The following is a 25,193-nucleotide window of genomic DNA, read 5'->3' as shown; positions in this document are numbered from 1 at the left end:
TGGCTCAGAGCCCGCCGGTGGCGATCGTGTCCACGGACGTCGCAAGATCGCCAAGCGCGGTCACCGATCCCAGCGATCCGGTCAGCGCCGCGATGGTCTTGTCCCATTGCACGAAGGGCGCTTCGGTCACGTAGAGCGTGTCCTGATCGCGCACGACGAAGTCGCGGGCGGTGAACATACCGTTGGGCTGCGTCAGGTCGAGCACGTAGACCATCCGCTGCGCGCCGATCAGATCGTTGCGGCCCAGCACCTGGTTGGCGATCTCCGCAGGTTCATTGCGGAAGATGAACACGCCCGTCGGATCGGAGGTGGTGGCCACGAGGCCGCCCACGGTAGCCAGCGCCTCGACCGCGGACAGAGTCTGCGTCTCGAAGGGCACGCGGGCCTGACCGCCAAGCGCTCCGAGCGCCGTGAAGGAGCGGGTGTCCTCCTGGATCAGGATCTTGTCGCCCGCGCGCAGGGCGATATCCATGTTCGGGTTCTCGTAAAGGTCCTGGAACCATATCTTGCCGGTCTGCCCGCCGCGCTGCACGGAGACCTGCGCGATTTCGGGCGGGATCGACACGCCGCCCGCCTGGGCCAGCATGGCCGACAGGGTCCGCGTGGGCCGCTCGATTGCAAAGACGCCGGAGGTGCCCGAGGCTGATACGACCGTCACGGTCGACCCGTCGCCCGCGATGCGGCGCACCTGCACCTGCGGATCGGGGGTCTGATCGGCAAGGCGGTCGGTGATGATCCGCCGGATCGACTCGGGCGTGTTGCCCGCCGCGCGGACGCGTCCGGCATAGGGCACGAAGATGAAGCCCTGACCGTCGACCTGCACTTCCTCGAGCGCGGTGGCATTCGCCCCTTCGCCCGCCAGAAGGCCGTCATCGACGTTCTCCCAGATCGTCAGGCCCAGGATGTCGCCGGGCGAGATGATGTCGGAGCCCAGAACGCCCGCATTCTTGAAGCTTTCGGAAAAGCCGAAGGACGGGACAAGCGCGGTCGCGCGGGTCACGCGGTCATTCACGGCCACGACGAAGGCATCGCCCTCGCGCTGTACCGATCCGGCATAGATTTCGTTTTTGTTGGGTCCAACGCGCGGAAGGCCGCAAGACGCCAGAATGGTCGTCGCGGCCAGAAGTGCGACGCCACGCGCCCACCGGGATGTAACGGCTGCCACTGCTCGGTCTCCTCGACCTGTTTTTGTCTGCCTCAGTCTTATTATTGCGAGCAGGCTACCGAGATGTGGTGCGAAAAGAAAGAGATGTGTGATTCCCGCCTCAGGTCACCGCCCGCAACTGTTGCCGCGGGGCCGCGGTGCCGTGACGCAGCGCGTCATAGGGATCGTCGGGCGCGAGCATCATGTCGACGACCTGACGCATGAGCTGGCGGCGGCCTCGGGCGGAGTAGAAGCCGCCCGGAAGCTGGCTCGTTTCCAGCAGGTAGCGGCGGTAATCCTTGTAGGCACGGTTGTCGGGCCGCGTGGGCTGCACGAAGAATTCGGGCAGGGGTTGGGTCGAGACGAATTCGGGCTTGGCATAGACGGCGTCGCCGAAGACCTTCAGCGGAATGCCCCGCCAGAGCACCTGCTGGGCGGCGGTGGAATTGACCGTCACCGCCGTGCGTGCATCGTTGAGAAGCTGCGCGAGCTTGCCGCCGCGGACGTAATGCACCCGGTCGGAAATTCCGTGTTCACGGGCCAGCGCCCGGATCGTGCGGCGCACGGGCACGCGGCCATCCTCCAGCGGATGGGCCTTGAAGACGAGGTGATGATGCCCGGGCGCGCCCTTGGCGAAGCCTTCGATCACCAATTTCAGGAAATCCGGCATAGACTCGAAGGGTGAGTGCCGCTGAAAGCTGGAATCGTGTTCGAGTTGCAGCAGCGCCAGATGATAGGGAAAGCCGCCATAGCGGATGCGCGCCGTCTCGATCACGCGTTCGAGCCAGGAAAAGGGCATCAGCAGCAGGCGCCGCAGGTAGAGCAGGAATTCCTTGGTCACGGGCACCGACCGGTGCGGTTTGAAGTTCCGGTAATCGCCGTTCCGGAACATCACAAACCAATGGTAAAGCGCGCCATAGAAGATGTGCTGGCGCATATCGCCCCAATGGGCAGGCGGCAGGGGCGCCTCCATGTCCGAGAGAGCGAGGGCCGCCTGCATGTCGCTCACGGACATCTGCATCAGGCGCGAATGCCCGTTCGAGCCGCCGCGCTCATAGGTGACCCAATAGGGCCGCATATAGCCTTCCTCGAAGACATGCACGGTCAGGCCCTGGGCGCGGGCTTCCGCGACCGCCTCGGCGTGGATCTGGCGCACATCGCCGTAAAGCACGATGTCGGTGACGCGTTTTTCGGCCACCAGGGTGCGGAAGGTCTCGGGCCAGTCCTCGATCCGGCCGCGAAAGGGCAGGTAGGTCCGGGGGTGGAACCAGAAGGCCCGGTCGCCCGCGTTGAACCCCACCCGCCAGACCTCCGCGCCGGTCTTGCGCAGCATCTTGCCCAGCCGGTTGAAGAAGGGCCCGTGCGGCCCCTGAAGGAACAGGAAGACCCGTTGCTGTCCGGTTGCGTTCATCATGTCGACGGACTATTCCCCAAGGCGATCTTCAGGCGACGTTACTCTGCTACCGCGGCGAAAATAAGGCTTTCCGTGCGGGACGGCATCGACCGGTGCATGACCCGCGCAATACCCATTCATCTGACCACAGGACCATCCCCATGTTCACCGGATTGATTACCGATATCGGCGAAGTGCGCAGCCTGGAGCAGCGCGGCGACCTGCGCGCCCGGATCGCCACCGGCTATGACACGCAAACGATCGAGATCGGCGCGTCCATCGCCTGCGACGGCGTCTGCCTCACGGCGATTGCCGTCGGCACGGATTGGTTCGACGTGGAAATCAGCGCCGAGTCGGTCTCCAAGACCAATATCGGTGCCTGGTCGGTTGGCTTCCGCGTGAACCTCGAACGCGCGCTCCGCGTGGGAGACGAGCTAGGCGGGCACATCGTGTCGGGCCATATCGACGGCGTCGCGAAGGTGGTGCGCATGGAGGAGGATGGCGACAGCACGCGCGTGACCTTCCGCGCGCCGGATGCGCTGGCGAAGTTCATCGCGCCCAAAGGGTCAGTCGCGCTCAATGGCACATCGCTGACGGTGAACGACGTGGACGGCTCGGAGTTCTGGGTGAATTTCATCCCGCATACGAAGCAGGCGACGACCTGGGGCGACACGCAGGTGGGCGATCTGATCAACCTCGAGATCGATACCCTGGCCCGTTACGTCGCACGGCTGGCCGAGGCGTCCTGACGCGAATGCGCGCGGCGGCGGGCATGGATCACATGCGCCGCAAAGCCCGCCACATAGCAGGCGGTCAGGGCCAGGATCGCCGGTTTCGCGCCGCCGAGGCTGAGCAGCGCCAAGAGCACGGGCGTACCCGTCAGATTGCCGAGATTGCCGGTCTGCGCGATGGCACCGTTGGCCATGGCGCGGTCCTCGGGCGCGGCGTTCAGCTCCGGCACGGCGGCAAAGCCTGCCGCCTGCACGAGACCAAGGCATAGGAACAGCACGATCACGGCCCAGGCCGCCCCGCCTGAGGCGAGGATGCCGAACGTGGCCAGCGCCGACAGCGCAAAGCCCGCAATCGAGACGGTCACCGCCGAGAAGCGCGACAGCAGCGCGACGCCGAGGCTGAGCGACGACGCGATTGCGGCCAATGGCAGGATCGCGGGCAACCAACCCGGCGGATCGGGCGACAGTTGCGGCAGAAGCGTCAGGATCGACACGAAGGTGAAGGTGTAGAAGATCCAGCCCCAGCCCGGCGCCGAGAGGTAGGGATCGCGGTAGAGGTCGAGATGCTGGCGCAGCGGGCCGCGCGCCGGGCCGGGGGCGATCTCGGGGTGCGTCATGCGGGCAGGTTTCGGTAGCATCACCATCAGGATCAGCGCCATGCCGATGGCATAGGCCGCATGGGCCCAAAGGAGCCCCGCGAGCCCGTGCGCCGCGATCAGGTCCGGCCCGATCCAGGCGAGTGCGGCGAATGCGACGCTGAAGAACGTGCTCCACAAGGTCATCGCGGCGGGGCGGAGATGGGGGCTCGCGATCTCGGCGATGAGCGTGGGCGCGGCCACGACGAGCACGAGATGTGACAATCCCTCGATGGTGCGGGCCCCGAGGAAGATCGGCAGCGGCGGGAGCAGCGCCTGTATCGCGGACATGGCCGCGCCCAGCACGAGGCCGCCCACCAGCGCACGCTTGGGCCCGATCCGCCCCACGAGCCGTCCCCCCGAAAGGCCGAAGACGAGGCCCAGAAGGCTCAAGAGCGAGACGGCGAATCCCAGGGCGGCGCCCGCGCCGGTATAGACCTCGGCCAACGCATCGAAGCCCACGGCGAGCTTTGCATATTGCGCCGACGCCCCGAGCCCCGCGGCCCAGATGGCAAGGATGACGATGATCGGGGGCATGTTGGCTCCGCTGGGATGGGGACTTGATGTCAGAGCGGAGGACGCTTGAAAAGCCGCGGTCTTCGGGGGGCCGGGCTTGCAGAAAATGAGATCATTTTCTGTGGGCCGGGATGATCGCCGGAAGATCGGCGCGATGATTCAAAAAATTTGAAATTTTTTGGGCCGGGCTCAGACGGCGAGGCGGAAGCCGGTGATGAGTTGGCGCAACCCCACGGCCGCACCGGCAAAGATCGCGGCAAAGGTCACGGGGGCGCTGAAGGCCAGGACCGAGAAGGCCGAAATCCCTTGCCCCACGGTGCAGCCCATCGCGATCACGGCACCTGCGCCCATGATGCCCGCGCCGATGATCTGGCGGCGCAATTCGCGCGGATCCTCGCAGGCTTCCCAGCGGAAATGCGACAGGCGCAAGGAGCCCAGAAGCGCGCCGAACCACACACCCGCGACGGAGCCCACGGCAAAGGTGATCGGCATGCCGCTCGCGGTCATCCACCACAGGATCGACTCGCCCAAGGGGCCTGCAAAGGAATGCGACACGACCGGTGTCGCGCCGAATTCCGCATCCGCAATCCAGCTTGTTCCGGCCCAGGCGCCGACAATGGCGGCGCCGACCACAAGCGCCCAGAAGATCTGGCCGGGTTTGGCCCGCAGGGCCGGGGAGGCGAGGGCGCCCACCAGGATCGCCGCACCGAGGGCGAGCCCGATGAGCGTCGCGGAAAGCCCGGACAGGCGCGCCAACCAATCGGCAATGCCGGGCGGGGTGCCTTGCGCAAGGGTCTGCGGAAAGATCGTCACGCGCAGTTCGGCAAGCGGGCCGCCGAGAACGACATAGGTCGACACGCCCATGACGAGAACGATGACGAAGGCCCTGAGATCCCCGCCGCCGAGCCGGGCAATCGCGCCGTAGCCGCAATTGCCTGCAAGGGCCATGCCGTAGCCGAACATGAGCCCGCCCACGACCGACGCCCAGGGGTTCCAGGCGGCCAGCATATAGGCGGTGTCACCGCGGGCGATGAACCCGCTGCCCGCAAGCGCGAATGTGCCAAGGACCGAAAAACCGATTGCGATGGCCCACATCCTCAGGCGCAGGGTCGAGCCGCCGTAGAGCGCGTCCTCGATCGCGCCCAGCGTGCAGAAGCGTCCGATCCGCGCAGCGAGGCCCAGCATCGTGCCCGTGACAAGCCCGATCAGGGCGACAGCCCAATGCGGCCCGATCAATTCCAGCATGGTCGAACCCTCCCCGTTCGCTCATACGTCCCTGACAAAGGCAGGCTACACGAGACTTTCGTAAGCGCAAAGCATGGGGCGCATCGCCGCATGCGGCATGGCGCGTCGATGATCCGGCCCTGTGATCAGGCGGGATCATCCTTGCAAAAGAGCTCGTAGACGCATTCGAGCATCTTGCGCGGCTTGTCATCGGCCAGGCGGTAATAGATCGCCTTGCCCTCGCGGCGCGGCACCACCAACCCCTCGAGCCGGAGGCGCGAGAGTTGCTGGCTGACGGCGGCCTGGCGGGCGGCCAGAAGTTCCTCGAGCTCGGTCACGGTTTTCTCGCCCGAGACGAGATGGCACAGGATCATCAGGCGGCCTTCATGGCTGATGGCCTTCAGAAATGACGCGGCCGTTGTGGCCTTGCTGACCATCGCGTCGATTTCGGCCTCGTCCATGTCGGGCGAAAGAACTGGCAGGCTCATTTTCGGATCTCCAGCGCGCTGGTTTTGAATTCAGTATGATCGGCCAGCATCTGCGACAGAACTGGCCAGAAGAAATGCTCGCCCGGATAGCCTTCGAGGCGGGCCACTTCCTCTCCCTCGTCGATCAGGATGAAGGTCGGGGTGAAGTTCACGCGACGCTCGTAGGTGACGCCGTCGGGTGCGCCATCGCGGAGCTGCGCGCGCAGGAGGGGCGCGAAGCTGCCTTCCGCCGTGTTGGGATAGGTGGGCGCGATTTCGTCGTCCCAGGCCGCGCAATAGGCGCAGCCGGGTTGTTCGACCATGATAAGCCGCACCTCCGCCCAAAGGGGCAGGGGCAGCAATACGAACGCGTAAAATAGGGCCGCGAGGCGTCTCACGTCTTTCACCGATTGACCTTTCCGCTATCCACTATGTAATTTGAATATGTGAATTGGACAAGAAAATAGGCGCGTCATGTTCGAAATCAGCTACCTTGGCGCGCTTTTTGCAGGACTTCTGAGCTTTTTCACCCCCTGCATCCTGCCCATGGTGCCGTTCTATCTGTGCTACATGGCAGGAATGTCCATGACCGAGCTGCGCGCGGATAGCGGGATCGCGCCGGGGGCGCAGCGGCGGCTGTTCCTGCAATCGCTGCTCTTCGCGCTGGGCGTGACCACGATCTTCGTGCTGCTCGGGCTCGGGGCCACGGCGCTGGGTCAGGCCTTCGCGGATTACCGCGAGCCGCTGAGCTATGTGGCCGCGGGTATCCTCGCGATCTTCGGGCTGCATTTCCTGGGCGTGGTGCGGGTGCCGTTTCTCTACCGTGAGGCGCGTGTCGAATCCGCGGTGGAGCCCACGACCATGATCGGCGCCTATGCGATGGGGCTGGCCTTCGGCTTCGGCTGGACCCCATGCGTGGGGCCTGCGCTGGCCTCGATCCTGATGATCGCAAGCGGTATGGGCGATCTGACGCGCGGGGGCTTCCTGCTTTTCGCCTATGGCGCCGGGATGACCGCGCCCTTCATCGTCGCCGCGGCGTTTTCGGGGCCGTTTTTGCGCTGGACCGCGCGGAACCGTCGGTATTTGGGCTATGCCGAGAAGGTGATGGGGGCGATGCTTCTCGTCTTTGCTATCCTGATCGCGACGGGCACGGTGAACTGGATCGCAAATCTGATGCTGGAATGGTTCCCGGGCTTTGCCTCGCTGGGCTAGGGCGCGGGATCCGAAAGGGAGGAGAGAGACCATGAAACACTGGATCACGACCATCGCGACCGTCCTGGCGCTTGCAGCGCCGGTCGGTGCGGCCGAGCTTGGCGATGACGGGCTGCACAAGGCAGACTGGATGCGCGATACCTTCAAGGACCTGCAGGAGGACCTCGCCGAGGCCAATGCCGAGGGCAAGCGCCTGCTTCTGATGGTGGAGCAGCGCGGCTGCGTCTATTGCACGAAGATGCACCAGGATGTGTATCCGCAGCCTGTTCTCGACGAGTACATCACAGAGAATTTCTTCGTTGTGCAGATCAATCTGCATGGCGATACGGAAATCATCGACACCGATGGCGAGGCGCTGAGCGAAAAGGATGCGGTGGGCAAGTGGCGGGTCCTCTTCACGCCGACGCTTGTCTTCCTTCCCCAGGAGGTCCCCGAGGACCAAAGCGCCATCGAGGCGTCGGTCGCGGTCATGCCGGGCGCGTTCTCGCTAGGCACGACCCTCGACATGTTCACCTGGGTCAACGAAGAGCGGTATCTCTTGGATAACGGGGAAGATTTCCAGCGGTACCACGCGCGCATGATTCGCGAACGGGATGACGGGCGGACCGATTGAGGGTCGGGGTAACGCGCCCGACTTACTCAATTATTCGCAATTGTGAATTTGTTCTTGCTCAAAACGAGTACCTGCGCATAGGGTACACAAAAGAGTACAGGGTCGCAAAAGGCCCGCATGATGTAGCCAAGGGAGGGATCATGAGGCTCGTAGCAATTACGGCGGCCGTTGTTGTCGCTGGCGGTGCGTTCGCCGCCGAAGTCGCACCGACAGAAGTGTCTTACGGAGAATACGGGGCGGTGGAGACATCTTTGTCCGGCACGCCGGGCAATGCCGAAGAGGGCGCGCTCATCGCGGGCGACAAGAGCCGCGGCAATTGCGTGGCCTGCCACCAGATCTCCGCGCTCGAAGATGTCCCGTTCCAGGGCGAGGTTGGCCCGCCGCTCGACGGTGCCGCCGATCGCTGGGAAGAGGCCGATCTGCGGGGCATCGTGGCTAATGCCAAGATGACCTTCCCCGAAAGCGTGATGCCCGCCTTCTACAAGACCGTCGGCTTCACCCGTCCCGGTGACGCCTATACCGGCAAGGCCGCGCCCGATGATCTGCCGCCGATCCTGTCGGCGCAGGAAATCGAGGACGTCGTCGCCTTCCTGATGACCCTCAAATACGAATGATCCGGGCCTGGCCCCGATTGACCAAGGAGACAGACATGACCTTTACCAGACGTGAGACCCTGGCCATCGGCGCGGGCGCGGCACTGACCGTGATGCTGCCCGTGCAGGGCTTCGCCGAAGCCCATGCCGACCTCGAAGCGCTCGTGACCGAGTTCACCGGCGGCGCCGAGACCGGTGCCGAGGGCGTGACCATCAACGCCCCCGAGATCGCCGAGAACGGCAACACGGTTCCGATCGAAGTGTCCGCCCCCGGCGCCACCGCGATCACCGTCTTTGCCGCGGGCAATCCGACGCCGCCGGTCGCGACCTTCCGCTTCGGCCCGATGGCTGCCGCGCAGACCGCATCGACGCGGATCCGTCTCGCGAAGACCCAGGATATCGTCGCGGTCGCACAGCTTGCCGATGGCAGCTTCGCGCGCACCTCGGCCAACGTCAAAGTGACCATCGGCGGCTGCGGCGGCTGATCGGGCAGAAGGAGACAGACACATGGCAGACAACGTCAAACCCCGCGTCAAGGTGCCCTCGAAGGCCTCGGCTGGCGATGAGATCACGATCAAAACCCTGATCTCGCACCCGATGGAATCGGGTCAGCGCAAGGACAAGGAAGGCAACGTCATTCCGCGTTCGATCATCAATCGCTTCACCTGCGACTTCAACGGCGAGAACGTCGTCGACGTGACCCTCGAGCCCGCGATCTCCACGAACCCGTATTTCGAGTTCATGGCCAAGGTGCCGGAGAGCGGCGAGTTCAAGTTCACCTGGTACGATGACGACGGCTCCGTCTACGAGGACGCCAAGTCGATCACGGTCGGCTGATATCCAAGATCGCCACGCGCTCCGGTCAGCCGCCGGGGCGCGCAAGAGCGGCTCCAAGGGAGGGAACCAAACATGAGAACACTGACACTGACCGCGATCATGGCGCTCACCGCCAGCGGCGCGGCATTTGCCGACGAAGACGCGGACCTCGTCGTCAACGGCGAGATCGAGATGGTCGTGCGCACCGACGCGCCCGCGCACATGGAAAACATCGACACGATCTATTCCGGCTGGGTTTTCCGCTCGGACGAGACGCAAGCCTTCCAGATGGACGATTTCGACAACCCGGGCATGATCTTCGTCGATCAGGCCATGGATGCCTGGAACACCGTCGAGGGCGCGGCCGAGAAGTCCTGCGCCTACTGCCATGAAGGTCCCGAGGACAGCATGAAGGGCGTCCGCGCGGTCTACCCCAAGTGGAACGAAGAGGCGGGCGAAGTCCGCACGCTGGCGATGCAGATCAATGCCTGCCGCACCGAGAACATGGAAGCCGAGCCTTATGGCTACACGTCGGGTGACATGGCCGCGATGGAAGCGCTGATCTCCGTGCAGTCGCGCGGCATGCCCGTGGACGTGGCCATCGACGGTCCCGCAGCGGATACATGGCAGGCTGGCAAGGATCTCTACTACACCCGCACCGGTCAGCTTGAGCTGTCCTGCGCCTCCTGCCACGAAGAGAATTACGGAAACTACATCCGTGCGGATCACCTGAGCCAGGGGCAGATCAACGGATTTCCGGTCTACCGCCTGAAGAACACGAAGCTCAACACGGCGCATGCGCGCTTCAAGGGCTGCGTGCGTGATACGCGGGCGGAAACCTTCGACCCCGGCAGCGACGAGTTCGTCGCCCTTGAGCTCTATGTCGCATCGCGCGGCAATGGCCTGTCGGTCGAGGCCCCTTCGGTCCGTAACTGATCCCAGCTTCAGGCCCCGCTTGATTGCATCAGGTGGGGCCGAGCCCGCTCAAATACATGCAAATATGCGAATGTATATTCGGTTGATCCCGGCATTCGCCACGCCAATCGAGAGGCCCATCCCATGATCTCACGCCGCGATTTCCTGCAAGCCTCCATGGCCGCCTCGGCCCTTATCGGCGCTTCGGGCTTCGGCAATTGGTCCCGCCTCGCGGCGCAGCAGGCGCTGAGCCAGGATCAGCTTCTGCAGTTCGACACGTTCGGGAATGTCTCGCTCATCCACATGACGGATATCCACGCGCAGCTGACCCCGATCTATTTCCGCGAGCCCGAGGTGAATATCGGCGTGGGCGGAAACAAGGGCGAGGTGCCGCATATCACCGGCGCCGAGTTCCGCAAGCTCTACGGCATCGAGGATGGATCACCCTCGCATTACGCGCTGACCTACAACGACTTCGCAGCGCTCGCGCAGGCTTACGGGCGTATGGGCGGTCTCGACCGCATCGCCACGGTGGTGAAGTCCATCCGCGCCGCACGGCCCGACGCGCTTCTGCTCGATGGCGGGGATACCTGGCACGGCTCCTATACTTGCCTGAAGACGCAAGGGCAGGACGTGGTCGACGCGATGAACCTGCTGAAGCCCGACGCGATGACCTTCCACTGGGAATTCACGCTGGGTTCGGAGCGGGTGCACGAGCTGATCGACGGTCTGCCCTTCGATGCACTTGGCCAAAACGTGTTCGACGCCGAATGGGACGAACCGGCCGAGCGCTTCGCGCCCTACAAGTTCTACGAGACGGGCGGCGTGAAGGTCGCCGTGATCGGCCAAGCCTTCCCCTACATGCCCATCGCGAACCCCGGCTGGATGTTCCCCGAATACTCCTTCGGCATCCGCGACGATCGCATGCAGGAGATGGTCGACGAGGTCCGCGCGCAGGGCGCGGAACTGGTCGTCTGCCTGTCGCACAATGGCTTCGACGTGGATAAGAAGATGGCGAGCGTCGTGTCCGGCATCGACGTGATCCTTTCGGGCCACACCCATGACGCGCTGCCCGAGCCGGTTCTGGTGGGCGAGACGATCATCGTGGCCACCGGATCGAACGGCAAGTTCGTTTCCCGCGTGGATCTCGACGTGCGCGACGGCCAGATGATGGGCTTCCGCCACAAGCTCATTCCGATCTTCTCGGACGTGATCGAAAGCGATGCGGAGATGGCCGCGCAGATCGCCTCTTCCCGTGCGCCGTTCGAGGCCGAGATGTCCGAGGTGATCGGGCAGGTGGGGCAGGGCACGCTCTATCGTCGCGGCAATTTCAACGGCACGTGGGATGATGTCATCTGCGACGCGCTGTTGTCGCAGCGGGACGCGCAGATCGCGTTGTCGCCCGGCGTGCGCTGGGGCCCGTCGCTGATCCCCGGTCAGGACATCACGCGCGAGGATCTCTTCGGTGTGACCTCCATGAGCTACCCCGAAGCCTATCGCACGGAGATGACGGGTGAGTTCCTGAAAGTCGTGCTCGAGGATGTGGGCGACAACATCTTCAACCCCGACCCGTTCTACCAGCAGGGCGGCGACATGGTCCGCGTGGGCGGGCTTGGCTACCGGATCGACGTGACCAAGCCGCAGGGTGAGCGGATTTCTAACATGACGCTTCTCGCCACGGGCGAGGCCATCGACCCCGCCGCCTCCTACACGGTCGCGGGCTGGGCTTCGGTCAACGAAGGCACCGAAGGCCCGCCGATCTGGGACGTGGTCGAGGCGCATATCCGCGAATTGGGCACCGTCGAGGCCCGCGAGAACACAAGCGTCGAGGTGGTGGGGGTCTGACCCCCCGCCCGCCGCGACAGGTCAAAAAAATTTCGCCAATTCATTCACATAGGCGAATTTGATGATGAGAGTTGAGAGGAGAGAGACATGGCCGATACGTCCGATCTGACGCCGTCCCGGCGCGCCTTCCTGAGAGGTTCGGCTGCCGGGCTCGCCGGCGCCGCAATGGGGGCGGGGGCTGCGCACGCGGCGGAGCCCGACCCGCTGATCACCGAAACCCAGGGCTTCGCGCAGGGCCTCGGCGACGGTGTCGACGCCACACCTTACGGGCTGCCGATCAGCTACGAGGACGACGTGGTCCGCCGCAACGTGGAATGGCTGACCGCCGACACGATTTCGTCGATCAACTTCACGCCGATCCATGCGCTCGACGGCACGATCACGCCGCAGGGCTGCGCCTTCGAGCGGCACCATTCCGGCGCGATCGAAATGTCGAAATCCGAATACCGGCTGATGATCAACGGTCTGGTCGATCGCCCGCTGGTCTTCACCTATGAGGATCTGGAGCGTTTCCCGCGCGAAAACCACGTCTATTTCTGCGAATGCGCAGCGAACACCGGCATGGAATGGGCAGGCGCGCAGCTCAACGGAGCGCAGTTCACCCACGGCATGATCCACAACATGGAATATACCGGCGTGCCGCTTCGCACGCTTCTGCAGGAAGCGGGTCTTGGCGACGATCTGGAAGGCAAGTGGGTCTTCGTCGAAGGCCATGATGCCTCCTCCAACGGCCGCTCGATCCCGATGGAAAAGGCGCTCGACGACGTGCTGGTGGCGTTCAAGGCCAATGGCGAGGCGCTGCGCAAGGAACACGGATACCCCGTGCGGCTCGTCGTGCCGGGCTGGGAAGGCAACCTCTGGGTCAAGTGGATCCGCCGGATCGAGGTCACGGACGCCGCCGTCGAAAGCCGCGAGGAAACCTCCAAATACACCGACACGCTGGCCGATGGCACATCACGCAAATGGACCTGGGTGATGGACGCCAAGTCGATCATCACCTCGCCCAGCCCGCAGATGCCGATCACCCATGGCCCGGGGCCGATGGTGATCTCGGGCCTCGCCTGGTCGGGCCATGGCGCGATCACCCGCGTCGATGTCTCCAAGGATGGCGGCAAGACCTGGGAGACCGCGCGTCTCGCCAAGCCCGGCGAGAAGATGGCGCTCACGCGCTTCTATCTCGACACCAACTGGGACGGCGAGGAAATGCTCCTGCAGGCCCGCGCCATCGACGAGACCGGCTATGTCCAGCCCACCAAGGCGCAGCTGCGCGAGGTGCGCGGCGAGAACTCCATCTACCACAACAACTGCATCCAGACCTGGCATGTGAAGACGAGCGGGGAGGCAGAAAATGTCGAAGTCTCTTAAACTTTTTGGCGGTGCATTGGGCGGGGCGGTCGTCGTCCTGCTCGGCGCCGTGAATTTCGCCGACCGCTTCGTGACCGAAGCTCCTGCGCCGAAGCCGCGCGTGGTCGCGGCCCAGCCCGCGCCGTCCTCGCCGCCCGCGCCCGAAGTGGCGGAAGCCGCGGCGGAGACCGCCCCGGAGAGCGGCGGCTTGCTTGTCGCCGCGGCCAATGCCGACGAGCAGAGCGCCGCCACCGGCAAGTTCGGCATCGGGCGCGAAGCCCTGCCCGAAGAGGTCGCCGCGTGGGACGTCAACATCATGCCCGACGGCACGGGTTTGCCTGAAGGCTCGGGTTCCGTTGCTGATGGCGAGATCCTGTTCTCGGACAATTGCGCCGCCTGTCACGGTGAGTTCGCCGAGGGCGTGGGCAACTGGCCCGAGCTTGCGGGCGGCGAAGGCACGCTTGCGGACAAGGATCCGGTGAAGACCGTGGGCTCCTACTGGCCCTACCTCTCGACCGCTTGGGATTACGTGCACCGCTCCATGCCCTTTGGCAATGCGCAATCGCTGAGCGCCGACGAGACCTACGCGATCGTGGCCTATATCCTTTATTCCAACTGGATCGTGGAGGATGATTTCGTCCTGTCGAAGGAGAACTTCCTCGAGGTCGAGATGCCCAATGCGGACGGGTTCATCGTCGATGACCGGGCCGAGACGGAATATGCCCAGTGGCGGAGCGAGCCTTGCATGTCCGACTGCAAAGACGCGGTCGAGATCACCATGCGCGCCACGGTTCTCGACGTGACCCCCGATGAAGGCGGCGACGAAGAGGCCGCCATGGCCGAGGAGGAGACCACCGCGACCGAGGCTGCCCCGACCGAAACCGCCGCCGTTGCAGAGGAGGCGTCGGCCGAGGAGACCACCATGGCCGCCCTCGATCCCGAGCTTGTCGCCGCGGGCGAGAAGGTCTTCCGCAAATGCTCCGCCTGCCACAAGGTCGGCGAGGGTGCCAAGAATGGTGCCGGCCCTCAGCTCAACGGGATTGTCGGGCGCGAAGTCGGTGGCGTGGATGGCTTCAAATATTCCTCGACCATGGCCGATCACGGCGGTGTCTGGGACGAGGCCTTGCTGGCCGCGTTCCTCGCCGATCCGCGCGGCTCCATGAAGGGAACCCGGATGGCCTTTGCCGGTCTGAAAAAGGAAGCCGATATCGACGCGGTCGTGGCCTTCCTGAAATCGACCGAAAGCCAATAAGCGATGCGGCGCTCCCTTCTCGCCGCCTTGCTGGCCTGGATCCCGCTTGCCGGGGTCCAGGCCGACCAGATCGCGATCCCGCTCGGCGATCCGCAATCCGGTGCTGAGATCTACAAGAAATGCCGCGCCTGCCACCAGGTGGGCGAGGGCGCGGAAAACCGCATCGGCCCGCATCTCAACGGCGTCTTCGGTCGCGCCGCTGCGGGGCTCCCGGATTTCGATTATTCCGACAGCATGGAGCGCGCAGGCGTAGATGGTGTCGTCTGGGACATCGAACATCTCGATGCCTTCATCGAGAACCCGCGCAGCCTCGTCTCCAAGACCCGCATGGCCTTTCCCGGCATCAAGGACGAGACCGAGCGCGCGAATTTGCTGGCCTTCCTGCGCCAATATTCCGACAATCCGGCCAACATCCCCGAGGCCGAGCCGACGGCGCTTCCTGCGGAGGTGGCCCTGTCCGCCGAGGTGCTGGCCCTTCAGGGCGACCCTGAATACGGCGCCTATCTCGCCTCGGAATGCCTGACCTGCCACCAGGCCGATGGCGGCAATGACGGCATCCCCTCGGTGACGGGCTGGCCCGACGAGGATTTCGTGGTGGCCATGCATGCCTACCGGCAGAAGGTGCGTCCGCATCCCGTCATGCAGATGATGGCCGGGCGCTTGTCGGACGAAGAGATCGCGGCCCTTGCCGCATATTTCGGCGATCTTTGAGGAGGGATTGCCCGCGACTTTGCACTGATTGCAGCCAAAGGGAGGAACCGGCCATGCAATTCAACAGAAGAACGTTTCTCGGGACATCCGCAGCCGCGTTGACGCTGAGTGCGCCGATGCTGAAGGCGCAAGGCACGCCGCGTGTCGTCGTCGTCGGCGGCGGTGCGGGCGGTGCCACCGCGGCCCGCCAGATCGCGCAGGACAGCGAAGGCGCCATCGAGGTCACCCTGATCGAGCCCTCGCGTACCTATTACACCTGCTTCTTCTCGAATCTCTATATCGGCGGCTTCCGCGAGATGAATTCCATCGCGCATAATTACGCGACGCTGGCCTCCGACTACGGCATCAACGTCGTGCATGACTGGGCCACGGGTGTGGACCGCGATGCCAGGACCGTGGCCCTCGCAGGCGGCGGGGCGGTGCCTTACGACCGTCTGATCCTGTCGCCCGGCATCGATTTCGTGGGTGGCGCCGTGCCGGGCTGGGACCTCTCGGCGCAAGGCAAGATGCCCCATGCCTACAAGGCCGGCACGCAGACGGCGCTCCTGAAGGACCAGATCGAGGCGATGCCCCAGGGCGGCACCTATGTCATGGTGGCCCCGCCCAATCCCTATCGCTGCCCGCCCGGCCCTTATGAGCGTGTCTCCATGGTGGCGCATGTGCTGAAGGCCACGAACCCCACCGCGAAGATCATCATCGCCGACCCCAAACCGAATTTCTCCAAGCAGGCGCTGTTCGAGGAAGGCTGGCAGAAGCATTATTCCGGCATGATCGAACGGATCGGCCCGGATTTCGGGGGCGAAAACACCTCCGTCAATCCCGCCGACATGACCGTCGATATCGACGGCGAGGTCATCCAGGCGGATGTCGTCAACGTGATCCCGGCGCAGAAAGCAGGCCTGATCTGCGAGGCGGCCGGTCTGACCGACGGCAACTGGGCGCCCGTGGTGCCTGCCACGATGCAAAGCCGCATGGATGAGAATATCCATATCCTGGGCGATGCCAGCCAGCAGGGCGACATGCCGAAATCGGGCTTCTCGGCCAACAGCCAGGCCAAGGTCGCGGCCATGGCGATCCGCGGCGCGCTGACCGGCGCGCGGGTCTTCCCGGCGCGCTTCTCCAATACCTGCTGGTCGCTGATCGAGACGAATGACGGCGTGAAGGTCGGCGCCACCTATGAGGCGACCGAGGAAAAGATCGCCAAGGTCGACGGGTTCGTCAGCCAGACGGGCGAGGCGCCGGAGGTGCGCGAAGCGACCTACGAGGAAAGCATCGGCTGGTACGAGGGCATCACCGCCGACATGTTCGGCTGACCCGCCTCCTGTCAACGCACAAACACAAAGGCCCCGGATTCCGTCCGGGGCCTTTTCCATTCACATCGCCCGCGCGGCCCACGCCCCAATAAGGGCGCCGCGCCCTGTCACGTTCGGACCGAAAATACCTCCGGGGGTCTGGGGGCAGCGCCCCCAGCGGATCGGCGCCGAAGGCGTCGATCCTGCAGCGAAAAACCCATCCGCCGGGCCGACCGGTCAGGCGGCGCGCAATCCCCGCATCTCGCCCAGAAGGGCCGGGATCTTGTCCTTGAACTTGAAGAACCCGGCGGTCGCATGGGGCCAGGCGCGCTGGTCATAGGGGCGGAGCGGCCGCAGGACGGGCAGCCCATGCACCTCGTGCAGCAGATCGGCCACCGGGCCGACCGGCGCGTAGGATGTGACGATCTGCTCGGCCCCTGCCTCTCGCGCCCAATCCACGATCGCCTGCGCCTCGCGCAAACCTTCCGTGACCACTCCCATTTGGCCCTCGTGACGCGTCACGCAATCCCGCATCAGCGAGGATTTCAGCGCGCCCACATGCGCGGCGGGTGTCAGGATCGACAAACGCTCCGTCACGTCGAGCGTCGCGGTCGCCACAGGCTCCAGCCCGCGCTCGAGGAGCCAATCGGGGGACAGATCGTCGTCATGCAGCAGGAACGCCGTTTTCTTCGACGGATCGAAACTGTCGCCCGTGGGCGCTTCCATTCGCGGCGGATTTTCCGCGCCCTGTACCGGCAGGCATTCTCCGGCCAGCTGCCATTTCGGGTGGAACCGCTCATTGGTGTATTTGCGGATGTTGGAGGCCCGCGCCTGGTAGGTCTTGCCCGGCGTCTGCAATCCCGCGACCCAGCGCCAGCCCAGCGTGTTCGAAGCAGGATCCCCGTCGCAGAGATGGCGCAGGAAGAAATCGGCCCCAAGCGCCCAGGGCAGGTTCAGCGTGAAGATCCAGATCGAGGCGAACCACATCCGCGCGTGATTGTGCAGATAGCCCGTCTCCACCAGCTCCCGAGCCCAGGCATCGAAACACTCGATCCCGGTCTCGCCGTTGCAGGCATCTTCCCAGGCGCGGCGCAGGCCCGATTGGGTCTGGACCTGGTCCCAGGCGAAGCTCAGCTCGGAGCGGTAGCCACCCCAGACCGGCGGGCGCATCTCCAGCCAGCCCTTGAAATAGGTGCGCCAGAAAACCTCCTGGATGAACTTCTCGGCCTCCGTGCGGGAATGCCGGGCCAGGACCGCCTGCAGCACCTCTTCCTCGGTCAGGACACGATGCCGCAGGTAGGCCGAGAGCATCGAGACATTGTCATGCGCGCCGGGGCCCAAATCGTAATTCCGCCGCGTGGTATAGTCGCGCGCCGCGTTCGGCACGAAGGCCTGCAGCCTGTCGAGGGCGGCCTCACGGCTGGGCGGGAAGGTGTTCAATGCGCGCTCGGTGCTCATGGGGCAGGCATCCTCGTCGGTCTGCAGGTCGGGTTGTGACGTTGACCGGGAAGGGTAGGCGCGCGCGCCGGTCCTTCAACCGCGACCGCGTTCACGACAATTCGCGCAAGCCCGCCCCTTGCAGCCCCCATGGGCGACCACTAAGACTCTACCGACCAGGCGAAGACGCAACGATCCAACACCTTTGAGGCAGCTCCGATGACCGATCCCTTCGAGACATATATGAACACCCTCGTGCCCATGGTGGTCGAGCAGACGAGCCGCGGCGAGCGCGCCTATGACATCTTCTCGCGCCTCCTGAAGGAGCGGATCATCTTCCTGTCGGGCCCCGTGCATGACGGCATGTCGAGCCTGATCGTGGCGCAGCTTCTGCATCTCGAGGCGGAAAACCCGTCCAAGGAAATCTCGATGTACATCAACTCGCCCGGCGGTGTCGTGACGAGCGGTCTGTCGATCTATGACACGATGCAGTACATCAAGCCCGCCGTCTCCACGCTGGTGATCGGCCAGGCCGCCTCCATGGGCTCGCTGCTGCTGACCGCGGGCGAAAAGGACATGCGCTTCTCGCTGCCCAACAGCCGCGTCATGGTGCACCAGCCCTCGGGCGGCTATCAGGGTCAGGCGACGGATATCATGATCCACGCCGAGGAGACGCTGAAGCTCAAGAAGCGGTTGAACGAGATCTACGTTCACCACACCGGGCAGGATTACGAGACGGTCGAGAAGGCGCTCGAGCGCGACAACTTCATGTCGCCCGAGGACGCGAAGGCCTGGGGCCTCATCGACGAGATCGTGGCCAGCCGTGCCGCGGCCGAAGAGGCCAAGTCTTAATCAAACATTGACCGGGGCGGTGTAGCATCCGCCCCGCGACGAATTTGCGATTGTAGGCCAAAGAGGGCTGCCCTAAGCTTCCTGTCACTTGGCAAGACCGGGGAAGGGGCTTGGCGCATTAGCCGGGTCCGGTGAAATCAGGGCCGAGAAAGGTGATTCATGGCGACGAATAACGGCGGCGACAGCAAAAACACGCTCTACTGCAGCTTTTGCGGAAAAAGCCAGCACGAGGTGCGCAAGCTGATCGCAGGTCCGACGGTGTTCATCTGCGACGAATGCGTCGAGCTGTGCATGGACATCATCCGCGAAGAGACCAAGGGCTCCGGGCTGAAATCCACCGATGGCGTTCCGACGCCGCTGGAAATCTGCCAGGTGCTCGACGATTACGTGATCGGCCAAGCCAAGGCCAAGCGCGTGCTCTCGGTTGCGGTGCACAACCATTACAAGCGTCTGAACCATTCGGCCAAAAGCTCGGATATCGAGCTGAACAAGTCGAACATCCTGCTGATCGGACCCACGGGTTGCGGCAAGACGCTCTTGGCCCAGACGCTGGCGCGCATCCTCGATGTGCCGTTCACGATGGCCGATGCGACCACGCTGACCGAGGCAGGTTACGTGGGCGAGGATGTGGAGAACATCATCCTCAAGCTGCTGCAGGCCAGCGAATACAACGTCGAGCGGGCGCAGCGCGGCATCGTCTATATCGACGAGGTCGACAAGATCACCCGCAAGTCCGAGAACCCCTCGATCACCCGCGACGTGTCGGGCGAGGGCGTGCAGCAGGCGCTCCTGAAGCTGATGGAGGGCACCGTTGCCTCCGTGCCGCCGCAGGGCGGGCGCAAGCATCCGCAGCAGGAATTCCTGCAGGTGGACACGACGAACATACTGTTCATCTGCGGTGGCGCCTTCGCGGGTCTCGACAAGATCATCAGCCAGCGCGGCAAGGGCTCGGCCATGGGCTTCGGCGCCGATGTGCGCGGCGTGGATGAGCGGAACGTGGGCGAGGTCTTCCAGGATCTCGAGCCCGAAGATCTGCTGAAATTCGGGTTGATCCCGGAATTCGTCGGCCGCCTGCCGGTTCTGGCGACGCTCGAAGACCTCGACGAAGACGCGCTGGTCACGATCCTGACCCAGCCGAAGAACGCGCTGGTGAAGCAGTATCAGCGCCTGTTCGAGATCGAAGACACGACGCTGACCTTCACCGATGACGCGTTGAAATCGATCGCGCTGAAGGCCATCGCCCGGAAGACCGGCGCGCGGGGTCTGCGCTCGATCCTGGAAGACATCCTACTCGACACCATGTTCGAACTGCCCGGCATGGATGAGGTCGTCGAAGTGGTCGTGAACGAGGAAGCGGTCACATCCGATGCCAAACCGCTGATGATCTACGCAGATCAGAAGAAGGAAGAAGCGTCGGCGGGCTGATCCCCGACCCTTCTGAAACAACAAAGGCGGTGCCATGGGCGCCGCCTTTTTCTTTTCCGGATGCGGGTGGGGGGAGGCGCTTCAATCTTCGCGCTTGCGCGGCTCGTAGCGGTCGCCGATCACGCGGCGCACCTCGTTCCAGCGGATCTTGTCCCAGGGAGCGGCACCATCCGCGATGAAGCCGCGCGCGGCCAACTCCTCGCGTACGCCGTCCATATGGATGACGCCCAGATCGTGGCGTTTCTTGTGCCCGCCCTTCTTCCGGAAGATGCGCTGGAGCCGTTCGATCTGCGCCATCTCGATGCCGCAGAAGCTGCGCAGGTGCTCCGCGATCTGGTCGGTGGCGCCGGATTGGCGGCGCAGGATCGTGGCGACCTGTTGCTCCGGCCGTCCGACAAAGCCAAAGAGATGCAGCGCGGAGCCTTCCGCCGCCACCACCTGCTTCGCGGCCTTGTAGCGGGCGATCTGGGTGGGCAGATCGTGGTCCTGCGGGTGGAATATCTCGTAGCCGTGCTGCGTCAGTTGCTCCTCAAGCCGCGTCTCACCGATCAGCCCTCCCTTGGAGAGGCCGAGCTTTGAGCGCGACAGATACAAGCGCTCCGGCCCGTCGGGGGCGATGCCTCGTGCAAAATGCCCGGCCATGTAGCTGCGAAAGGCGGGCGTGCCTGAGATGATATCGCCCAGCCCGAAGCCCTGTCCCGGCACGACGAGTTCTTCCACGCGGGCCGGTTCGGTCAGGACGCGCACGGGAAGGTCAATGCCGCACATCTCCCAGAAGGCGCGCTGCCAGCCTGCGATCTCGTCACCACGGGCAGGGCGCTTGGGCATGTAGAGGATGCCGTCGAACGCCTGTTTCGCGGCCTCGATCCCCCAGAGCCGTCCGGTGCTTTCCACCAGGAAATGGCCGAAATGCACCCAGAGCACCCCGGCCCAAAGCCAGCGGCCCGGCAATGTCTCGGCGATCCGGTCCGGTGCGGCGGGGGCCGTGGTCAGCGGCCGGTGGTTCCGCCAGAACGCGCCCGTGTCGCAATAGCTGCCATCGGCGCGCAAGATGCCAGCCGGTTGCTGAAAGGCACTTTCGACCGGCGGGACGACAACCGCATCCTGCAAGGTTTCAAGGGATTGGGCCCAGCCGCCTGTCGGGTCCGGTTTGTCCTGGGCAGGCGCTTCCGCCAGCATCTCAGCCCGCCTTTTCGCAGGTCCAGACCAGCCGCGTCGACACATCGTCATTGCGCACGAACCCGGCCCTTTCGAGGATGCGCTTGCATTCGCGCATGCCCTCGCGGCCATAAGCGCCGGGGTGGAATTCCATCACCACGGCGCGCACGCCAGACAGGTCCGCATGACGCAGGAAATCCAGCTCGCCGCCTTCGATATCGCACAGGATCACGGTCGGGTTCAGCTCTGCGTGGACATCCTCGAAGGAGACGGTTTCAACCTCCACTGGCTCAGACCGGCGCGCCTCGGGCTCGATGAGCGACGAGCCCAGGAAGGATGCGTGGACATGGAAGGTCACGGTCCGGGGCGCGTCCGGTGCGGCCATGACAACGCGATTGCGGACGGCGATCCGCTCCTCGATGCCAGAGGCTGCATAGAGCGCTTCTATGTGCGGGACGAGATGCGGATTGGCCTCGAAGGAGATGACCCGTTCGGGTGCCCGATTGAGCGCGGCCACCGCGCCCACAACGCCAAGGCCAGACCCCATCTCAAGCACGCGATCGCCTTCGCGCACGACGGTCAGTGCGCCCGCGATTTCGTCACCCTCGTAGCGCGCCGCCTCAATTCGGGCGATCCGGGTTTCGTTCAGGTACGGCGAATGGGGCACCTGCACGCCGTGGCACACGGCGGCGATAGACATATCTTTCATGACACTGCTCTGCGTTGTGGTCCGCAATTTTCGGCACGATAGCAAAGCCGCCGCCCGAAAAGTAGAAAAACTGCATCGCACTCTCAGCGATTTGTCGCGACTGCGCGCCTTTTGCCGCGCCTGTGAGGGGCCCTCGGGCCCGGCATCGCTGGACGTTGCCCGGTCAATCGTGCATACCCCAAGTCAAACGTCTGATGAGGCTTGACGATGGGCATTCTGAATACCCTTCTGCGCGCGGTGACCTGGTGGAACGGCCAGACCCTGAACACGCAGCTCTGGACCTGGCGCAATGGCGAGAAGGTCGGTGAGGACAAGCAGGGCAACGTCTTCTACCAGACCAAGGACGGCAAGCGCCGCTGGGTCATCTTCAACGGCGAGGCCGAGGCCACGCGCGTCGATCCCGATTGGCACGGCTGGCTGCATCACACGTTCAAGGAGCCGCCGACGGAGCGTCCGCTGGCTCACAAGTCCTGGGAAAAGCCGCATATCGAAAACCTGACCGGCACGGCACTCGCCTATGCGCCGAAGGGCTCGATCCGTCAGGCGCGCCCCGAGGAGCGGTCCGACTACGAGGCATGGAGCCCCGAGTGATCGTGCGCTTCCGCCGTTTTTTGCTCGCAGTCGCCGCGGCTGCGATGCCCGGTCTTGCCGCGGCCCAATCCGTCGACAATGGCACCGGCGCGGAGCTGCGCATCCTCGACAAGCTGAACGGCATCACGCAGGACCAGCGCCTCACCAATCAGGAGCGGGTCATTCAGGGACGGATCGAGGTCGAGCTTCAGGAATGCCGCTATCCGGTGGGCAATCCGGCCGGTGAGGCCTACGCCTTCGTGACCGTGCGCGAAATCGGTGTTGCGGAGCCTGTCTTCCGCGGCTGGATGATCGCCTCATCCCCGGCGGTGAACCCCATGGATCACCCCCGCTACGATGTCTGGGTGTTGCGCTGCACGACCTCCTGACCGGAAGCGGCCAGCGGTGTTTCAGAAAATCGCGTCTTCAGAGGTAGGGCGTCTTTCAACAGCGCCTGGTAGGCCGCGCGGCTGATCTCCTGCCCGCCGAGCGAGGCCAGATGCGGCGTGACGAACTGCGTGTCAAACAGCACGAAACCTGCGCGGCGCAGGTGATCGACCAACCAGGCCAAGGCGACCTTCGAGGCGTCCCGCATGTCGGAAAACATGCTCTCGCCGCAGAACGCGCCCCCCACGGCCACGCCGTAGACCCCGCCGACCAGTCTGCCCTCGTGCCAGACCTCAAGGGAATGGGCGTGCCCCGCGACCTGAAGAGCGGTGTAGACCCGGTGGATTTCATCGTTGATCCAGGTTTCGCTTCGGGCGGCACAGCCCTGCATCACACCGCTGAAATCGCGATTGATCGAGATGTCGAAGCGGTCCTGGCGCAAGGTCCGCGCCAGGCTGCGTGAGATGTGGAACCCGTCGAGCGGGATAACGCCCCGATGCTTCGGATCGACCCAGAAGATATCCGGGTCGTCGCGGCTTTCGGCCATGGGGAAGACGCCGACGCGATAGGCCTGCAGGATCAGTTCCGGCGAGACGCTCACGGGTCGCCGAACGTCCTGTCCAGCCAACCTTCCAGCCAATGGATGTTATACGCGCCGCTATGGATGTCCTCGTTCTCGAGCAGCATCCGAAAGAGCGGGATCGTGGTCTCGACGCCGTCGACGATCAACTCGCCAAGCGCCCGGTCGAGCCGTGCCAGCGCCTCTTCGCGGTCGCGGCCATGCACGATCAACTTGGCGATCAGGCTGTCGTAATAGGGCGGGATCCGGTAGCCCTGATAGAGCGCGCTATCCATGCGCACGCCCAGACCGCCCGGTGCGTGATACTGGGTGATCGTGCCGGGCGAGGGCGAGAAGTTCGGCAGCTTTTCGGCGTTGATCCGTGCCTCGATCGCGTGGCCGGTGATCTTCAGATCCTCCTGCGCGAAGGACAGGGGCAGGCCGGATGCCACGCGGATCTGCTCGCGCACGAGGTCGACATCGAAGATCGCCTCGGTCACGGGATGTTCGACCTGCAGGCGGGTATTCATCTCGATGAAGTAGAACTCGCCGTTCTCGTAAAGGAATTCGATCGTCCCGGCGCCCGCGTAATGGATCTTGGCGACCGCATCGGCGCAGACCTTGCCGATGTGATTGCGCTCCTCCTCGGTGATGATCGGGCCGGGCGCTTCTTCGAGGACCTTCTGGTGGCGCCGCTGGAGCGAGCAGTCGCGCTCGCCCAGATGCACGGCATTGCCCTTGCCGTCGCCGAAGACCTGCACCTCGATATGACGCGGGGTGGTCAGGTATTTCTCGATATAGACTTCGTCATTGCCGAAGGCGGCCTTGCCTTCGGAGCGCGCGGTCTGGAAGGCACGTTCCATCTCGGCTGCGGATTTCGCCACCTTCATGCCGCGCCCGCCGCCACCTGCCGTGGCCTTGATGATGACCGGATAACCGATCTCCTCACCGATGCGCTTGGCCGTTTCGAGATCCGGAACGCCCCCGTCGGAGCCCGGAACGCACGGCACGCCCAGCTCTTTCATGGTGTCCTTGGCGGTGATCTTGTCGCCCATGATCCGGATATGTTCGGCGCGCGGACCGATGAAGGTCAGGCCATGATCCTCGACGATCTGCACGAAGCGCGCATTCTCGGACAGGAAGCCGTAGCCCGGGTGGATCGCCTGTGCGCCCGTGACCTCGCAGGCCGAGATGATGGCCGGGAAGGACAGGTAGCTGTCGGTCGAGGAGGCCGGGCCGATGCAGATCGTCTCGTCGGCCATGCGCACATGCATCGCGTCCGCGTCGGCCGTGGAATGCACCGCGACGCTGGCGATGCCCATCTCGCGGCATGCGCGGATGACACGCAGCGCGATTTCACCGCGATTGGCGATCAGGATCTTGTCGAACATAC

At 64.4% G+C, this 25,193-nt stretch carries 27 protein-coding genes; 16 read left to right on the top strand and 11 right to left on the bottom strand.

The annotated features are described in order from the left end of the window. Window positions 1–4: 4 nt before the first annotated feature. The gene (locus FIV09_RS13345) at window positions 5–1,165 is read right to left on the bottom strand and encodes a polysaccharide biosynthesis/export family protein (RefSeq protein WP_152450536.1); all 1,161 of its coding nucleotides are present in this window, start codon (window positions 1,163–1,165) and stop codon (window positions 5–7) included. A gap of 100 nt (window positions 1,166–1,265) precedes the next feature. Further along, window positions 1,266–2,558, bottom strand: coding sequence for a capsule biosynthesis protein (locus tag FIV09_RS13340; protein ID WP_254702435.1), 1,293 nt, complete (start codon window positions 2,556–2,558; stop codon window positions 1,266–1,268). Between the two features lie 140 nt (window positions 2,559–2,698). On the opposite strand from FIV09_RS13340, the gene FIV09_RS13335 reads away from it, so the two are divergent. Then, complete coding sequence (locus FIV09_RS13335) at window positions 2,699–3,286, top strand: riboflavin synthase (RefSeq protein ID WP_152450534.1); 588 nt, start codon at window positions 2,699–2,701, stop codon at window positions 3,284–3,286. On the opposite strand, the gene FIV09_RS13330 is transcribed toward FIV09_RS13335, so the two are convergent. The 4 genes from FIV09_RS13330 to FIV09_RS13315 form a co-directional block, all read right to left on the bottom strand. Further along, on the bottom strand, window positions 3,256–4,440 hold the full coding sequence (locus FIV09_RS13330; RefSeq protein ID WP_152450532.1) for an MFS transporter: 1,185 nt from the start codon (window positions 4,438–4,440) through the stop codon (window positions 3,256–3,258). The genes FIV09_RS13335 and FIV09_RS13330 overlap by 31 nt on opposite strands. A gap of 168 nt (window positions 4,441–4,608) precedes the next feature. Further along, entirely contained in the window at window positions 4,609–5,664 is a 1,056-nt protein-coding gene (locus FIV09_RS13325; protein WP_152450530.1) for a YeeE/YedE family protein, read from the bottom strand. Window positions 5,665–5,789: 125 nt separating this feature from the next. Continuing rightward, complete coding sequence (locus FIV09_RS13320; RefSeq protein WP_152450528.1) at window positions 5,790–6,131, bottom strand: helix-turn-helix transcriptional regulator; 342 nt, start codon at window positions 6,129–6,131, stop codon at window positions 5,790–5,792. Further along, window positions 6,128–6,508 carry a thioredoxin family protein gene (locus tag FIV09_RS13315; protein ID WP_152452589.1) on the bottom strand — a complete coding sequence of 127 codons (381 nt, stop codon included), beginning with the start codon at window positions 6,506–6,508 and terminating at the stop codon, window positions 6,128–6,130. Before FIV09_RS13315 ends, FIV09_RS13320 begins: the two co-directional genes overlap by 4 nt. 76 nt (window positions 6,509–6,584) lie before the next feature. On the opposite strand from FIV09_RS13315, the gene FIV09_RS13310 reads away from it, so the two are divergent. The 11 genes from FIV09_RS13310 (at window position 6,585) to FIV09_RS13260 (ending at window position 16,724) form a co-directional block, all read left to right on the top strand. After that, window positions 6,585–7,322, top strand: a complete 738-nt coding sequence (locus FIV09_RS13310) for a cytochrome c biogenesis CcdA family protein (RefSeq protein WP_152450526.1) — start codon at window positions 6,585–6,587, stop codon at window positions 7,320–7,322. 31 nt (window positions 7,323–7,353) lie between these two features. Then, window positions 7,354–7,935 (top strand): thioredoxin family protein, encoded by a 582-nt coding sequence (locus FIV09_RS13305; RefSeq protein WP_152450524.1) that lies wholly within the window; start codon window positions 7,354–7,356, stop codon window positions 7,933–7,935. 140 nt (window positions 7,936–8,075) lie between these two features. Continuing rightward, window positions 8,076–8,549 carry a sulfur oxidation c-type cytochrome SoxX gene (gene soxX / locus FIV09_RS13300; RefSeq protein WP_152450522.1) on the top strand — a complete coding sequence of 158 codons (474 nt, stop codon included), beginning with the start codon at window positions 8,076–8,078 and terminating at the stop codon, window positions 8,547–8,549. A 35-nt stretch (window positions 8,550–8,584) separates the two neighbouring features. Continuing rightward, the gene (gene soxY / locus FIV09_RS13295) at window positions 8,585–9,013 is read left to right on the top strand and encodes a thiosulfate oxidation carrier protein SoxY (RefSeq protein WP_152450520.1); all 429 of its coding nucleotides are present in this window, start codon (window positions 8,585–8,587) and stop codon (window positions 9,011–9,013) included. 22 nt (window positions 9,014–9,035) lie between these two features. After that, window positions 9,036–9,365: a thiosulfate oxidation carrier complex protein SoxZ gene (gene soxZ, locus FIV09_RS13290; RefSeq protein ID WP_152450518.1), complete on the top strand. Its 330-nt coding sequence runs from the start codon at window positions 9,036–9,038 to the stop codon at window positions 9,363–9,365. A 72-nt stretch (window positions 9,366–9,437) separates the two neighbouring features. Then, window positions 9,438–10,280, top strand: coding sequence for a sulfur oxidation c-type cytochrome SoxA (gene soxA / locus FIV09_RS13285; RefSeq protein WP_152450516.1), 843 nt, complete (start codon window positions 9,438–9,440; stop codon window positions 10,278–10,280). A 123-nt stretch (window positions 10,281–10,403) separates the two neighbouring features. Next, window positions 10,404–12,104, top strand: coding sequence for a thiosulfohydrolase SoxB (gene soxB / locus FIV09_RS13280; protein WP_152450514.1), 1,701 nt, complete (start codon window positions 10,404–10,406; stop codon window positions 12,102–12,104). Window positions 12,105–12,191: 87 nt separating this feature from the next. After that, entirely contained in the window at window positions 12,192–13,469 is a 1,278-nt protein-coding gene (gene soxC / locus FIV09_RS13275) for a sulfite dehydrogenase (protein ID WP_152450512.1), read from the top strand. Further along, window positions 13,453–14,700, top strand: a complete 1,248-nt coding sequence (locus tag FIV09_RS13270) for a c-type cytochrome (RefSeq protein ID WP_152450510.1) — start codon at window positions 13,453–13,455, stop codon at window positions 14,698–14,700. The genes soxC and FIV09_RS13270 overlap by 17 nt, the downstream gene beginning before the upstream one ends. Before the next feature lie 3 nt (window positions 14,701–14,703). Continuing rightward, window positions 14,704–15,411 (top strand): c-type cytochrome, encoded by a 708-nt coding sequence (locus FIV09_RS13265; protein WP_152450508.1) that lies wholly within the window; start codon window positions 14,704–14,706, stop codon window positions 15,409–15,411. A gap of 53 nt (window positions 15,412–15,464) precedes the next feature. Beyond that, the gene (locus FIV09_RS13260; RefSeq protein ID WP_152450506.1) at window positions 15,465–16,724 is read left to right on the top strand and encodes an NAD(P)/FAD-dependent oxidoreductase; all 1,260 of its coding nucleotides are present in this window, start codon (window positions 15,465–15,467) and stop codon (window positions 16,722–16,724) included. Between the two features lie 216 nt (window positions 16,725–16,940). On the opposite strand, the gene FIV09_RS13255 is transcribed toward FIV09_RS13260, so the two are convergent. Continuing rightward, a complete protein-coding gene (locus FIV09_RS13255) occupies window positions 16,941–18,161 on the bottom strand; it encodes an FAD-binding domain-containing protein (protein WP_152450505.1) in 1,221 nt (406 codons plus the stop codon). A gap of 198 nt (window positions 18,162–18,359) precedes the next feature. Here FIV09_RS13255 and FIV09_RS13250 point away from each other — a divergent pair, with 198 nt between their 5' ends. Together FIV09_RS13250 and clpX are read left to right on the top strand one after the other, a co-directional pair. Then, the gene (locus tag FIV09_RS13250; protein ID WP_152450503.1) at window positions 18,360–18,992 is read left to right on the top strand and encodes an ATP-dependent Clp protease proteolytic subunit; all 633 of its coding nucleotides are present in this window, start codon (window positions 18,360–18,362) and stop codon (window positions 18,990–18,992) included. 159 nt (window positions 18,993–19,151) lie between these two features. Continuing rightward, window positions 19,152–20,417 carry an ATP-dependent Clp protease ATP-binding subunit ClpX gene (gene clpX, locus FIV09_RS13245; protein WP_152450501.1) on the top strand — a complete coding sequence of 422 codons (1,266 nt, stop codon included), beginning with the start codon at window positions 19,152–19,154 and terminating at the stop codon, window positions 20,415–20,417. Window positions 20,418–20,498: 81 nt separating this feature from the next. Here clpX and FIV09_RS13240 read toward each other — a convergent pair whose 3' ends face one another. Together FIV09_RS13240 and FIV09_RS13235 are read right to left on the bottom strand one after the other, a co-directional pair. After that, window positions 20,499–21,596, bottom strand: a complete 1,098-nt coding sequence (locus FIV09_RS13240) for a DUF563 domain-containing protein (RefSeq protein ID WP_152450500.1) — start codon at window positions 21,594–21,596, stop codon at window positions 20,499–20,501. A 1-nt stretch (window position 21,597) separates the two neighbouring features. Beyond that, window positions 21,598–22,284, bottom strand: coding sequence for an FkbM family methyltransferase (locus FIV09_RS13235; protein ID WP_152450498.1), 687 nt, complete (start codon window positions 22,282–22,284; stop codon window positions 21,598–21,600). A 207-nt stretch (window positions 22,285–22,491) separates the two neighbouring features. Between FIV09_RS13235 and FIV09_RS13230 the strand changes: the two genes are divergently transcribed. Together FIV09_RS13230 and FIV09_RS13225 are read left to right on the top strand one after the other, a co-directional pair. After that, a complete protein-coding gene (locus tag FIV09_RS13230) occupies window positions 22,492–22,875 on the top strand; it encodes an NADH:ubiquinone oxidoreductase subunit NDUFA12 (RefSeq protein WP_152450497.1) in 384 nt (127 codons plus the stop codon). Further along, window positions 22,872–23,243 (top strand): DUF2155 domain-containing protein, encoded by a 372-nt coding sequence (locus tag FIV09_RS13225; protein WP_254702434.1) that lies wholly within the window; start codon window positions 22,872–22,874, stop codon window positions 23,241–23,243. The genes FIV09_RS13230 and FIV09_RS13225 overlap by 4 nt, the downstream gene beginning before the upstream one ends. Here FIV09_RS13225 and aat read toward each other — a convergent pair. Together aat and accC are read right to left on the bottom strand one after the other, a co-directional pair. Then, window positions 23,207–23,842 carry a leucyl/phenylalanyl-tRNA--protein transferase gene (aat, locus tag FIV09_RS13220; RefSeq protein WP_152450493.1) on the bottom strand — a complete coding sequence of 212 codons (636 nt, stop codon included), beginning with the start codon at window positions 23,840–23,842 and terminating at the stop codon, window positions 23,207–23,209. The two genes, FIV09_RS13225 and aat, sit on opposite strands and share 37 nt — an antisense overlap. Continuing rightward, on the bottom strand, window positions 23,839–25,191 hold the full coding sequence (accC, locus tag FIV09_RS13215; RefSeq protein WP_152450492.1) for an acetyl-CoA carboxylase biotin carboxylase subunit: 1,353 nt from the start codon (window positions 25,189–25,191) through the stop codon (window positions 23,839–23,841). Before accC ends, aat begins: the two co-directional genes overlap by 4 nt. Window positions 25,192–25,193 lie beyond the last annotated feature (2 nt).

This window comes from Roseivivax sp. THAF197b (assembly GCF_009363255.1).
Taxonomy (GTDB): domain Bacteria; phylum Pseudomonadota; class Alphaproteobacteria; order Rhodobacterales; family Rhodobacteraceae; genus Roseivivax.
This window is presented reverse-complemented; position numbering and strand designations above follow the sequence as displayed.